The organism is Priestia sp. YIM B13490 (assembly GCF_042787735.1).
Lineage (GTDB): Bacteria > Bacillota > Bacilli > Bacillales > Bacillaceae_H > Priestia > Priestia megaterium.
Window position 1 is genome coordinate 1 of record NZ_JBHZOT010000013.1, and the last position, 11,985, is coordinate 11,985.

The window sequence follows — 11,985 nt, forward strand, 5'->3', positions numbered from 1 at the left end:
CGAACACGGAAGTTAAGCTCTTTAGCGCCAATGGTAGTTGGGACTTTGTCCCTGTGAGAGTAGGACGTTGCCAGGCAATGAATAAGACCCTTATGAGCCTCTTATAAAAGAGCATAGGGGTTTTTTATTTGAAATATTCTATTATAAGTAATGAAAATAACGCTTATCAAAGCGCTTATATAGATTTTTTTGGAGGATTAGCTCAGCTGGGAGAGCACCTGCCTTACAAGCAGGGGGTCGGCGGTTCGATCCCGTCATCCTCCACCAGTTTTTCGAGCCATTAGCTCAGTTGGTAGAGCATCTGACTTTTAATCAGAGGGTCGAAGGTTCGAGTCCTTCATGGCTCATTTTAAGAAGCGCCCGTAGCTCAATTGGATAGAGCGTTTGACTACGGATCAAAAGGTTAGGGGTTCGACTCCTCTCGGGCGCGCCATGAACGGGAAGTAGCTCAGCTTGGTAGAGCACTTGGTTTGGGACCAAGGGGTCGCAGGTTCGAATCCTGTCTTCCCGATCAGAAGTATCATAGGACCTTAGTTTAGTTGTTTAGAGTAGAAGGTTCATCAGTTATAATATCGGAGGAATACCCAAGTCCGGCTGAAGGGATCGGTCTTGAAAACCGACAGGGGTGTCAAAGCCCGCGGGGGTTCGAATCCCTCTTCCTCCTCCATTTATTTTTATCATCATCGCGGGTTCAATTTCCGTCATGACTGCTACTTTTTGTAGGGGCATAGTTTAAAGGTAGAACTACGGTCTCCAAAACCGTCAGTGTGGGTTCAATTCCTACTGCCCCTGCCAATTTAGATACATATGAGTATTAATTAGGGGCCTATAGCTCAGCTGGTTAGAGCGCACGCCTGATAAGCGTGAGGTCGGTGGTTCGAGTCCACTTAGGCCCACCAGTATAACAAACCGTTAAGTTAAACTTAAAAAACAATCACGGCCCGTTGGTCAAGTGGTTAAGACACCGCCCTTTCACGGCGGTAACACGGGTTCGAATCCCGTACGGGTCATCGAAAGAGCAGTTTGCAAATGCAAACTGCTCTTTTATTTATGTTAGATAACTACAGATTTTGATTGAGACTGTATAAAATTCTAATGTGAAAACTTCAAAATTTTTGAGTCTAATCTCTGAAATTTGAACATAACGATACTAGTACTTTAAGAATAACACTAGGATAACGTGCTATAATGGATAAAACTGAATACTAGGGGTAATGAATAATGGAGGAATTAAAGCGAAAAAACCAAGGTGCTGCGGAACTAGACGAAAAGGGATTTAAGTGGATGCGTTTCGTCAGCTTCTTTATGATTGTGAACCTCATTTTCACCGTAGCTTTAGTAGCAGTTGTTCTAATAGTTCCACAAATTCAAGAAACTTTTCAATGGGTAGCATTTGGTGTATATGGGTTTACAGTTCTTTATCTCATCTTTATGCGTGAAGTAGCCTTTAAAAAGACATATGGTTCTTTAGCAGTTTGGATGCGTACTGTATGGAATTTTAGTTTTATCGCTAGTGCGTTTGGGGCCATTAGCATGTTTATAGGGAACACTCACTGGACTTTATTTTAAAGGAATCTGTCTTCTTGTGTTGAAAGTGAAAGTAAGGGAGGAATTTATATGAATCCATATGAACAATTACAATTAAACAAAGAAGTAGAAGCGATTGCTAAACAACGAATTGAAATTCATAAACAGCGAATAAAGCTATCTGAAGAGTTAGAGCAAGACTTTGATAATACAGAGCTCCAAAATAAAATTATTGAGTTAGAAGAAGAAAGTCAAAAACTAAAGAAAAAGAGTGAAGCTTTACAAGCTAACTATTAAACATCCTCTCAGGGTGTTTTTTTAATCAATGTATTTTAAAAAAACTGTGATTTTATTGAAGCTATAAGCTTGATTATGAACAAACTGTTGAGTCACTTATTTTGTTAGGACGTCCAATAAAATTATGAAGCGAAGAAAACTTTACTTCCTTGCCTCGTATACTTTTACCTTATTGTAAAATGTCTCTTTCTTCATGACTACTTCTGATTTAAAAGAAAAAGTGGAAGATAAAATACAGTCCAAGACAGAGTAGCTGCATTCGAGTATGTAGTTTGGCTATGCTTTGAATGGGATTCACAATGCTAATTCTAAATAAGTTTGCTTTGATCCCCATGTAGACTACATTTAAAAGGGAAGCACCTATCAAGAATATGAGAGAAAACGTTGGAATAGCCAATAATGTTATAATAATAAACGAGTTGGTATAAAGGAGTTGGTACTATCACCATACAAAATCTTATTGACTCAAAAGATTTAGAATTGCCATTTGTTTTTTATTATGACGGGGATTTCGTACGTCAATCAATTAAAAATGGAACGAACATACTAGAAAGATATGATTACGTCGGAGAAGCTGAATTAGAATTACTTCAAGAAACTGGATTTATTGAAATTTGTATAGAGGGTTATGGTGGGATGAGAATAGGTGATAAAATTGATGTCTCTGTTGGTAATTTAGAAACTAAAAATGTTACCGAACCATTTGTTTTAGAAAAACTTGATAAGCGATTTTATTTTTTAATACCCTTTCATCCTTATTGGGTGAGTACAATGGAAGATGGGGGTATCCTCATCTCATATTCTATAAAAAGTGTACTAAATATGACTACTTATAGTTCTGAAACAGTACGTTTTCATAAAGATATTCTATCTAGCTCAACTGTATATTAAAATAAATATAGTAGCTTAATCGATTGCTTGTTAATATGCCGTTAGATATGTATCTTTTTAGAAAAAAATAAAATAACTTACTGAAATAGTCTTTATATAGAGCAGAACAAGCAGATTCTTAATTATTAAGAGCCTGCTTGTTTTACTTTATACCCAGCATTAGATTCTTTATTTAACAGCTTCTTTAAATTCTTTTCCTGGCTTAAAGGCTGGAGCCTTTGTAGCATCAATAAATTCAGCTTTATTCATATCTAAATACCTCATTCCTTACTGTGTATAGTCTGTGTAGACAAAAAATATATCATAGTTTCCTTATAAGGATCAAACCTATGTTCTTTTAAATGCATCTGCTAGAAAACTCTAAAAAAAGTTAACATTGCATGTTTTGTTTCCTTTTTGTTAGGGAAATGGAAATAAAAGAAAGATAAAAATGATTAAAAATGAGGAGAAGGAGTGTAAAAAAGTGGTATATAGTCAAGTAGTAAGAAAACCTGAGTTTCAACAAGCGGAATCGGAAGGGTTAAATGAAGCCATTCACGAGTACATAACTCGTCGTACACGTCACAATGCACCGGTTGTGGATGCGCTTCGATATATTATGACCATTGAACATAAACATGAACGCATGCAGGTAGCAGCAGAACTGTTCGGATCAGCTATTCAGCGTGTAAAAGATCAAGATATTATTCAATATCTAAAAAAATGCGGAAGCTACAAAAGGATTTCTGATACGATGGAATAAAAACGTTTTCTTTGAAAAAGCGCCTTTAATGAGAGGGGGCTTTTTTTGTTTCCGCCATTTAAAAGCGAGGGTAAATACATAGAATTCTTCCAATTTGTGCATAGTAAATGAAGCAGAATTAATTGAGGAAGAGACAGAGTTGTGTATCTGACTGCGGGGGCGAATGTTAAGGTCTAGAATAAAGTCTTCATTACAGATACCCACTCTTGAATAAATGAAGATTTACGTATGTATCCCTAGCAGGAGGTTTAGTGCATGAGTCAAGAAATACCGTTAAGTTCAAGTGAAATTGCTACTCTTTGGATGACCTATCAGCAAAAAACAATGACCCAAAGAATTTTGGAATATTTTATTGCACAGGCAGAAGATGACGGGGCAAAGGAAATTATGCAAGATACGCATAGGCAAGTGGTGAACTACATTGAAGATATCAAAACAATTTTACAGAATGAAGGGGCTTCCATACCAGTAGGATATACAGAAAAAGATGTAAATATAGGCGTTCCTAAGCTCTATGATAAGATGTTTGATATTATGTTTCTTCGCCTTTTAAAAGAAATTAGTATGGGGCTACATACGCTTCATTTAACCATGTCCTACAGAAAAGACATAATCTCTCTCTATAAAGAACTTACCGCTTTCACGCAAAGTGGCTATGACAAATGTGTAGATTATCTTCAGGAAAAAAACGTGCTTCCAAGGCCTCCAGCTGTTTCCGTACCTAAAAAAGCGAAGTTTGCTGAAGGTACAGATTACATGAATGGAATCCATTTATTTTCGAGTAAACGGGCATTAAATACTGTAGAGGTAGCACATATTTATTACGCAATTGAAAGCAACATTTTTGGCATGCAAATGATCACAGGGTTCGCTCAAGTAGCAAGTGAGCCTGAAGTGAAGAAGTACTTTGTAAAAGGAAAAGAGCTGGCTAAAAAAATTGTAAGTGATTATAGTAAAATTCTTTTGGAAAGCGATATTCAGACGCCTGCGACGTGGGGAGCGAAAGCGACCGAGTCAAAAGTAGCACCCTTTTCAGATAAACTAATGATGTACTGCGTGAGTTTATTCTGCAGTTTCGGACTAGGAAGCAACGCTTTAGGCACTGCGTTTAGTTTACGTGGAGATCTTCCTCTTACTCTTGTCAGTACCGCCAAAGACATTTTAACATACGGGCAAGACGGGGGAAAAATCATGGCTAAAAACGGATGGCTTGAAGAACCGCCAAGTATGGAAGACCGAAATGATTTGATTAAATAGAAAAGCATAATACATTACGAAAACTTCTTTTTTTGAAAGAAGTTTTTTCTTTTGCATAAAAAATGTCGTTATTTGTTCGTTTAACGGTTTGTTTTTTGAATAAAAAGGATATATAAACTATAAATTTACAATTTTATACTAAAAAAGGAGGGTGTTGCATATGAAGTGGTACATAAAAGTGTTGAAAAATTACGGGACGTTTTCGGGCAGAGCAAGCCGAACTGAATACTGGATGTTTGTATTGGTCAACTTTGTTATTTCATTTATTCTTTCTTTCATTCAGCTCGTTATTGATAAGCCTCTTTTTCTGCCGGTAATCTATTCGCTATTGATTGCAGTCCCTTCGTTAGCGGTAGGAGCAAGAAGACTCCACGATACGGGAAAAAGCGGATGGTGGCAGCTCATTACATTAGTTCCATTAATCGGAAGTATTTGGCTGATTATTTTATTCTGCCAGCCTAGCGATCCAAAAGAGAATCGTTTTGGTACAACGGCTAAAGCAGCATAAATAGAACTCCCCCTTACACAAGGGGGAGTTTATTAGTGCACAGGTTCTACTATAGCACCATCATACGCCGATTGGTAAATAGCTCGGATGTCTTTTTCAAGAAGAGGCAAAGGACTGCGAGCGAGAATTCGTTTTTGCTGGACGCCATCTTCTGTCAGCTTTTGAAGGGCACTTTCTGGAATATCAAATCCGCGAAGAGTTTGAGGAATGCCTACGTCTTTGACAAGTGACTGCAGCTGTTTTACACACTGATAAGAAGCTTCTTCTGTTGATAAAGAGTTAGCGTTTCCGCCCAGTGCTTCAAAAATATCCCGCATCTTTTCCACGCAGCTGCTGCGTATGTAACCCATCACATATGGAAGCAATACGGCGTTTGATTCACCGTGAGAAATATGAAACTGTCCACCTAACGGATAAGCAAGCGCATGAACACCAGCAACACCAGCGTTAAAAAAAGCAAGTCCCGCTAAATAGCTTCCGTAGCTCATCTGAGTTCGCGCTTCTTTATCTTTGCCATTTTCTACAGCTGTTCGTAAAGAAGAGCCAATCATGCGTATAGCCTTTAGTGCTAAGGCATCGGTTGCTGGATTTGCATTTACTGATACATAAGCTTCAACGGCATGAGTTAATGCATCAACCCCTGTAGCCGCCGTTACTTTAGAAGGCACGCTCAGCGTAAGCTCAGGATCTACAATCGCAGCGTCTGCAAGTAAATAGTCGTGGGTCACAACATCCTTGGTGCTTTCAAGAGATAATACAGAAATATTCGTTACTTCTGAGCCCGTGCCGGAAGTTGTGGGAATTAAAATTTTAGGAAAACCTTTTTTTGAAATTTGTTTTGTACCAGTTAAGTTCAAGTATTCTTCTACAGCGCCGTCGTGAACGGCTAAAACGGCCGTAAGTTTTGCTAAATCTAATGCGCTGCCGCCGCCAACCCCAATGACTAAATCAAATTTTCGGCTTTTTGCGTAGGATACGAGTTTTTCACCGAGTGCTAAAGGCGGTTCTGGTGCCGTATCTGCGTATACATCTACTTCGTATCCATTTTTAATGAGGGGAGAACTCACTTTATCCACAAGTCCAATGTCTTTTAAAACAGGATCTGTGACAATTAAAATATGAGCAGGGTGATATTTTTTTACTTCTGGAAGCAGTTGCTGAAGTGATCCCCATCCTGTATAGCTAAGAGGGGTAAAAACTAGTTTTGACACAGTCATTCTTTTATCCTCCTATAGGCACTGTTTTGTTGGCGGTTTCAAAGATGTGGTTTTGCTTCTACGTATATTATAATGAAGTATCGCAAATTTTTCATTGAATACAAATTAGCTGTCACGAAAAAATTGAGCTTTACTTCACAGAGGCAAAGGATGAGGAAATGTTGAGATACGTAACAAAAGAATTAGCTCAGAAAATTGTGTGTAGAACGATGGAGATTATTGATTGCAACATTAACGTGATGAACGAAAAAGGAGTCATTATTGGTTCGGGTGACAAAAAGCGAATGAATCAAATCCACGAAGGAGCGTTGATGGTATTAAAAAGCGGCAGTTCCTACGAAATTACTCAACAGCAGGCTGACTCGCTGCGCGGGGCCAAACCGGGCGTGAATTTCCCTATTTTCTTTAACGGAGAAATTGTTGGAGTCGTGGGATTAACAGGACTGCCAGAACAGATTCGTAATTACGGAAAACTCGTGCGCATGGCGGCTGAAATGATTTTTCAAGAAATGATTTTAATAGAGGAAATTCAATGGGATGAACGATTAAAAGAAGAGGTGGTTCATCAGCTTCTTCAACAAGAAGAGCCGTTTGACTCTTTATTTTTTGACCGAGCGAACCGCTTTGATATTAATTTATACCTTCCACGAGTGGCACTGATTGTTACAGCGGACAATCGCCATGAAGTTATGAAGCTTGTAAAGAAATATATAGCTAACAATGACCTATACGCTATGCTTCCAGACGGAGTGGTCATATTAAAATCTACAGATGCAGGCAGCGCTAGCAGCTATGCGGAACAGATGGAAAAACAGCTTCGGGCGTCTGGTATGGTGTGTAAGTTAGCGGCAGGATCTGTTCAAGCTGACTTTAAAGGCCTTCATGTATCTTATCAGCAGGCAAAAGATACGCTTGCTGTCGGCTCAAAGCTTCACCCAGAAGCTGTTTTCTACTGCTATTCGGATTATCAAATTCCCGTGCTGTTACGTCAAAGCGCCGGTTTTCAAGAAAATCATGATCTGTTGCATCACTATGAAAAGCTGAAGGAATACGATAAGAAAAAAGAACTTATCGAAACGTTAACGGTCTACATAGAAGAAAATGGCGAAGGAAGTACGGCAGCTAAAAAGCTTTTTATACATCGAAATACGCTAAGCTACCGTCTAGATAAAATCCAAAGCATTACGGGAAAAGATCCAAGAAAAGTCAAAGACCTTCTTGAACTGTATGTAGCGCTACTGCTATCTAAAATTTCATAACTGTGCACGTGCATAAAAGATCTTGCGATAGTGAGGTCTTTTTCTGTTGAAGTGACTAATGAAAGAATATAAGATAACGCTTACAATTAACATTAGGGACAGGAGAAATAAGAAAGGGGATGGCTTTATGGACGTTCAAGTAAGCGCGTTAGGCGCGATCTGTGCATTAGTAATTGCTATTATATTAATCTTAAAGAAAGTGGCTCCCGCATACGGAATGATAGCCGGAGCTTTAATTGGAGGATTGATTGGCGGAGTTAATATTGCTGATACCGTTAATTTAATGATTGAAGGGGCACAAGGCATCATTCCCGCAGTGCTGCGGATTCTTGCAGCTGGTATATTGGCCGGGGTATTAATAGAATCGGGTGCTGCAGCGGTTATAGCAGAAACCATTGTAAAAAAACTAGGGGAAACAAAAGCGCTTTTAGCTCTAGCGCTAGCCACACTCATTCTTACGACAGTAGGTGTGTTTGTTGATGTGGCTGTGATCACAGTGGCGCCTATTGCTTTAGCCATTGCTAAACGTACGGGTATGTCAAAGCCTGCTATTTTATTAGCAATGATTGGAGGAGGAAAGGCAGGAAATTTAATGTCTCCTAATCCTAACGCTATTGCTGCTTCGGATGCATTTAATATTCCGCTTACATCCGTGATGGCTGCAGGAATTATTCCCGCTGTATTTGGCGTAGCGGTCACTTATCTAGTAGCCAAACGATTAGTGAAAAAAGGAACAATGGTTCAAGCTGAAGAAATAGATACAGTGGATGCAAGCAGCTTGCCGCTGTTTTTAACAGCCATTATAGCACCCATTGTTACCATCGTGCTGCTGGCACTGCGACCGCTTTTTGACCTTAATATTGATCCAATGGTTGCGCTTCCTGCAGGAGGAATTGTTGGTGCTATTGTGATGAAAAAAGGAAAACAGCTTAATACATATGCTATTTCTGGATTAGGAAAAATGTCAGGTGTAGCCATTATGCTACTTGGAACGGGGACGCTAGCAGGTATTATTGCTAACTCTCAGCTAAAAGACGTTATTATTCAAGGCTTGTCTGCCATTGGATTGCCCGCTTATGTTTTAGCTCCGGTTTCTGGTATTTTTATGTCAGCGGCAACCGCTTCGACAACGGCAGGAACAGCAGTCGCAAGCCAAGTTTTTGGATCGACGATTTTAGAGCTAGGCGTTTCTGCTTTAGCCGGAGCTGCTATGGTTCATGCTGGGGCGACCGTACTTGATCACCTTCCGCACGGAAGCTTTTTCCACGCAACGGGCGGAAGTGTAAATATGAAAATAAAAGAACGTTTAAAATTAATCCCTTACGAATCGCTTATTGGACTCATTATGGCAATTGTATCCACGCTGATATTTGGTGTATTAAAGCTATATGGCTAAAAACTAAAAGGAGTGTTTACGCATGAAAATTGTGATTGCACCGGATTCATTTAAAGAAAGCTTAACAGCTCTGAACGTTTGTGAAGCGGTTGAAAAAGGAATAAGAACTCATTTTCCTAACGCGGAGATTAGTAAAGTACCTATGGCAGACGGAGGAGAAGGAACCGTTCAGTCGCTTGTGGACGCGACGGGCGGACAAATCATACAAGCTAAAGTAACGGGACCTTTAGGTAAAGAGGTGGAAGCTTTTTATGGAATTCTTGGAGACGGCAAAACGGCTGTTATTGAAATGGCAGCCGCTTCAGGCCTTCATCATGTTCCGGTGGATAAACGCAATCCGCTTATCACAACAACGCGAGGAACCGGTGAGCTCATTCTCAAAGCGTTAGATCATAAAGTGAAGCATATCATTATTGGCATCGGAGGAAGTGCTACAAATGATGGAGGAGCCGGTATGGCAAAAGCTTTAGGGGCAAAGCTTCTTGATGCTAACGGAGCAGAAATAAAAGAAGGAGGCGGCAGTTTAAACCAGTTAGCTGCTATTGCTCTGACAAACTTGGATTCCCGGCTTGCTGAAGTCAAAGTAGAAGTGGCTTGCGATGTAGACAATCCGTTAACGGGTGAAACCGGAGCATCCGCGGTATTTGGCCCTCAAAAAGGCGCAACTCCTGATATGGTTAAACAGCTTGACCGTAATCTAGCTCATTACGCAGCAGTTATTGAAAAAGAAATGGATATTCATATTCAGAACGTTCCTGGTGCTGGGGCGGCAGGAGGAATAGGAGGGGGCCTGCTGGCATTTTTATCTGCGGAGTTAAAGCCAGGTGTAGACATTGTCATTGAGGCAACTCAGCTAGAAAGTTATATTAAAGATGCTGACCTTGTCATTACCGGTGAAGGAAGAATAGATGGACAAACCATTTACGGAAAAACTCCCATTGGCGTAGCAAAAACAGCAAAAAAGCATAGCGTTCCCGTGATAGCGATAGCAGGGAGCATTGGAACGGGAAGCGAAGCTGTATATGAACACGGTATTTCTGCGTTATTCAGCGTCGTGCCCGGAGCGGTCGATCTATCAGAAGCACTGGAAAAAGCCGGTGAAAACATTGAAAGAACGGCTAAAAACGTAGCGTCAGTTATACGCTTATGCATCAAGTGAAGGAGTTACAGTTTTTATTGTTCTCTTTTTAATAAATGGTAAAAGGTCTCTTCCATCAGAAGAGGCCTTTTTTTCGTTTAGTGCTAAAGTAAGCTGCTATCATTCTTTTGAATTTTATATAGGAAATAGAACTAAACGTTTTCTGAAGCGTCATAGTAAGTAAGCAGTTACAAAGATTCGCTAGCATGGGCATCTGCTTGTTAAATGCTACTTACGGAAAGGAGAGGTAAACGTGCAAAAAAAGTTTAGGTTCTTGAGAATTTTACGAAACATGATAGTAGCTATGTTAGGGATATGTATCATTTGGATTGTAATGAATCAAGTTATAACGGCAGTAGAAAAGAAAAAGTACCCGCCTATTGGTCAATTAGTAGAGGTTGATGGCAGAGATATTCATGTATATACAAAAGGTAAAGGGGAAAATACAATTGTACTACTAAGCGGCTTGGGAACGACTGCGCCTGCACTCGATTTTGAACCTTTAGTAAATGAACTGTCGAAGGATAATAAAGTTGTGGTAGTAGAACCATTTGGATACGGATGGAGTGACATTACGAATAAAAAACGTACCGTAGAAAATAGTGTATTCTTCTAAATTTGTTAACATAAAAGCGGACCTCCGTGTAGACGCATTTTTACATAATTATAGCAAAAAAAGAGCTGAAACTATTTTCAGCTCTTTCTTTTTACAGCCCACTCCTCCACAATTTCCGTAAATTCACTTAGGTGTTCTTCAAATATTCGTTTTCGATGTCCGTTTGCTCCTGATGGATGTGGAAAGCCAAATAAATACGTATGCTGAGAAAGCGAAGATTCACTTGAAAGTTTTCTTAAAACATTTTCAACTGCTTTTCCTAGCGGAACGATTAAGCACGGATTCTTTATTTCGCTCAATTCATGTGGAAATACTTCAAAGGCATAGCGAGAAAGAAGCGCTGATCGTTCGATTGGTGGCTGATGTCCCGTGTAGTTTTTTCCTTTATAAAACACAGGATATTTCAGTACGGACGTTGTATGCAGCAAGTCTCTCTGTGAAGCAAATAGCTCAGCGGCACCGTTAATGCCCATGACTTTTGCAATTCCGCATTGATCTAACATGTCTATTAAATTGACTCTCATCGTTCCGCTAAAGCTAGCTGCTTTTTTTGTTTCGTACAGGACTTGTTCAAGCTGATGATGATGAGACAGGCTGGAAACGCATTGTGTAAAAGCAGTTTTCATTTGAAACCAGCCTGGTGTGATGCCGGCAATGATAATATGAGCATCTGGATTTATGTAATCGTTATGAGGCGAGTAGTACATGCTTAATTCCCGTTCTTGAGCGATTAAAAAGTCTTTTTGCAACAGCTGTTCTTTCGTAAAATTCATATTATGCAATTGTTGAATGGCATGCAGACATTGTTGAAAATAAGAATGTTGGCTAATCATAGGCTCTCTCTTTCCTTATCAGTATTTCTCCTTTTATTTTCCCCAACAAACCGTTTTATATCAAATATGAACAAATTCTTACGAAAATTAATGTTTACTAAAAGTTTACTTAAGTTTTAGTTCGGTGTGATAAAAATAAAGTAGTAATAGCGGCTTTTTTGTCATTTTAACGGCGGAACTAACAAAAGAAATGAAGGATTTTAGAGAATATTTTAATAAATTTACTGAAATTTTAAAATTATTTATTGAAAGCGTTTTATTAATGTGCTATTCTTCCAATATAAGAGATAAATATTTAGTAAAA

At 39.2% G+C, this 11,985-nt stretch carries 11 protein-coding genes, 8 tRNA genes, 1 rRNA gene and 1 pseudogene; 19 read left to right on the plus strand and 2 right to left on the minus strand.

What is annotated here, in order from left to right; translation table 11 throughout:
• The 15 genes from rrf to ACFX4R_RS24640 all read left to right on the plus strand — a co-directional run.
• A 5S ribosomal RNA gene (gene rrf, locus ACFX4R_RS29445) occupies positions 1 to 76 on the plus strand; the annotation flags it as partial.
• A 115-nt stretch (positions 77 to 191) separates the two neighbouring features.
• A tRNA-Val gene (locus ACFX4R_RS24575) sits at positions 192 to 267 on the plus strand.
• Positions 268 to 274: 7 nt separating this feature from the next.
• A tRNA-Lys gene (locus ACFX4R_RS24580) sits at positions 275 to 347 on the plus strand.
• A 9-nt stretch (positions 348 to 356) separates the two neighbouring features.
• A tRNA-Arg gene (locus ACFX4R_RS24585) sits at positions 357 to 433 on the plus strand.
• Positions 434 to 437: 4 nt separating this feature from the next.
• A tRNA-Pro gene (locus ACFX4R_RS24590) sits at positions 438 to 511 on the plus strand.
• A 63-nt stretch (positions 512 to 574) separates the two neighbouring features.
• A tRNA-Ser gene (locus tag ACFX4R_RS24595) sits at positions 575 to 667 on the plus strand.
• A gap of 54 nt (positions 668 to 721) precedes the next feature.
• Positions 722 to 795 (plus strand) — tRNA-Trp (locus ACFX4R_RS24600).
• A gap of 27 nt (positions 796 to 822) precedes the next feature.
• Positions 823 to 899, plus strand: a tRNA-Ile gene (locus ACFX4R_RS24605).
• A 39-nt stretch (positions 900 to 938) separates the two neighbouring features.
• A tRNA-Glu gene (locus ACFX4R_RS24610) sits at positions 939 to 1,010 on the plus strand.
• Between the two features lie 211 nt (positions 1,011 to 1,221).
• A complete protein-coding gene (locus ACFX4R_RS24615; RefSeq protein WP_025753676.1) occupies positions 1,222 to 1,569 on the plus strand; it encodes a hypothetical protein in 348 nt (115 codons plus the stop codon).
• A gap of 48 nt (positions 1,570 to 1,617) precedes the next feature.
• The gene (locus ACFX4R_RS24620; protein ID WP_016766132.1) at positions 1,618 to 1,824 is read left to right on the plus strand and encodes a hypothetical protein; all 207 of its coding nucleotides are present in this window, start codon (positions 1,618 to 1,620) and stop codon (positions 1,822 to 1,824) included.
• Between the two features lie 480 nt (positions 1,825 to 2,304).
• A complete protein-coding gene (locus ACFX4R_RS24625; RefSeq protein WP_043983110.1) occupies positions 2,305 to 2,715 on the plus strand; it encodes a hypothetical protein in 411 nt (136 codons plus the stop codon).
• Positions 2,716 to 3,178: 463 nt separating this feature from the next.
• Positions 3,179 to 3,457 (plus strand): hypothetical protein, encoded by a 279-nt coding sequence (locus tag ACFX4R_RS24630; protein ID WP_028408159.1) that lies wholly within the window; start codon positions 3,179 to 3,181, stop codon positions 3,455 to 3,457.
• 255 nt (positions 3,458 to 3,712) lie between these two features.
• Complete coding sequence (locus ACFX4R_RS24635; RefSeq protein WP_237075029.1) at positions 3,713 to 4,714, plus strand: DUF3231 family protein; 1,002 nt, start codon at positions 3,713 to 3,715, stop codon at positions 4,712 to 4,714.
• 160 nt (positions 4,715 to 4,874) lie between these two features.
• On the plus strand, positions 4,875 to 5,222 hold the full coding sequence (locus ACFX4R_RS24640) for a DUF805 domain-containing protein (RefSeq protein WP_162214423.1): 348 nt from the start codon (positions 4,875 to 4,877) through the stop codon (positions 5,220 to 5,222).
• A gap of 32 nt (positions 5,223 to 5,254) precedes the next feature.
• Here the strand turns inward: ACFX4R_RS24640 and ACFX4R_RS24645 are convergent, their stop codons facing one another.
• On the minus strand, positions 5,255 to 6,439 hold the full coding sequence (locus ACFX4R_RS24645; protein ID WP_377570721.1) for an iron-containing alcohol dehydrogenase: 1,185 nt from the start codon (positions 6,437 to 6,439) through the stop codon (positions 5,255 to 5,257).
• A gap of 158 nt (positions 6,440 to 6,597) precedes the next feature.
• Here ACFX4R_RS24645 and ACFX4R_RS24650 point away from each other — a divergent pair, with 158 nt between their 5' ends.
• The 4 genes and pseudogenes from ACFX4R_RS24650 to ACFX4R_RS24665 form a co-directional block, all read left to right on the plus strand.
• The gene (locus ACFX4R_RS24650; protein ID WP_377570723.1) at positions 6,598 to 7,698 is read left to right on the plus strand and encodes a sugar diacid recognition domain-containing protein; all 1,101 of its coding nucleotides are present in this window, start codon (positions 6,598 to 6,600) and stop codon (positions 7,696 to 7,698) included.
• Positions 7,699 to 7,825: 127 nt separating this feature from the next.
• Positions 7,826 to 9,094, plus strand: a complete 1,269-nt coding sequence (locus tag ACFX4R_RS24655; RefSeq protein WP_057235837.1) for a GntP family permease — start codon at positions 7,826 to 7,828, stop codon at positions 9,092 to 9,094.
• A gap of 22 nt (positions 9,095 to 9,116) precedes the next feature.
• Positions 9,117 to 10,253, plus strand: coding sequence for a glycerate kinase (locus tag ACFX4R_RS24660; protein WP_377570727.1), 1,137 nt, complete (start codon positions 9,117 to 9,119; stop codon positions 10,251 to 10,253).
• A 313-nt stretch (positions 10,254 to 10,566) separates the two neighbouring features.
• Positions 10,567 to 10,839: pseudogene (locus tag ACFX4R_RS24665) on the plus strand (alpha/beta fold hydrolase); the annotation flags it as partial.
• A gap of 86 nt (positions 10,840 to 10,925) precedes the next feature.
• Here ACFX4R_RS24665 and ACFX4R_RS24670 read toward each other — a convergent pair.
• A complete protein-coding gene (locus ACFX4R_RS24670) occupies positions 10,926 to 11,681 on the minus strand; it encodes a hypothetical protein (RefSeq protein ID WP_165575027.1) in 756 nt (251 codons plus the stop codon).
• Positions 11,682 to 11,985 lie beyond the last annotated feature (304 nt).

Coding starts and splice junctions, on each gene's coding strand:
- ACFX4R_RS24645 (WP_377570721.1), bottom strand. CDS start 6,439: ATGACTGTGTCAAAACTAGTTTTTACCCCTCTTAGCTATACAGGATGG.
- ACFX4R_RS24670 (WP_165575027.1), bottom strand. CDS start 11,681: ATGATTAGCCAACATTCTTATTTTCAACAATGTCTGCATGCCATTCAA.
- ACFX4R_RS24640 (WP_162214423.1), top strand. CDS start 4,875: ATGAAGTGGTACATAAAAGTGTTGAAAAATTACGGGACGTTTTCGGGC.
- ACFX4R_RS24660 (WP_377570727.1), top strand. CDS start 9,117: ATGAAAATTGTGATTGCACCGGATTCATTTAAAGAAAGCTTAACAGCT.
- ACFX4R_RS24620 (WP_016766132.1), top strand. CDS start 1,618: ATGAATCCATATGAACAATTACAATTAAACAAAGAAGTAGAAGCGATT.
- ACFX4R_RS24635 (WP_237075029.1), top strand. CDS start 3,713: ATGAGTCAAGAAATACCGTTAAGTTCAAGTGAAATTGCTACTCTTTGG.
- ACFX4R_RS24650 (WP_377570723.1), top strand. CDS start 6,598: ATGTTGAGATACGTAACAAAAGAATTAGCTCAGAAAATTGTGTGTAGA.
- ACFX4R_RS24655 (WP_057235837.1), top strand. CDS start 7,826: ATGGACGTTCAAGTAAGCGCGTTAGGCGCGATCTGTGCATTAGTAATT.
- ACFX4R_RS24615 (WP_025753676.1), top strand. CDS start 1,222: ATGGAGGAATTAAAGCGAAAAAACCAAGGTGCTGCGGAACTAGACGAA.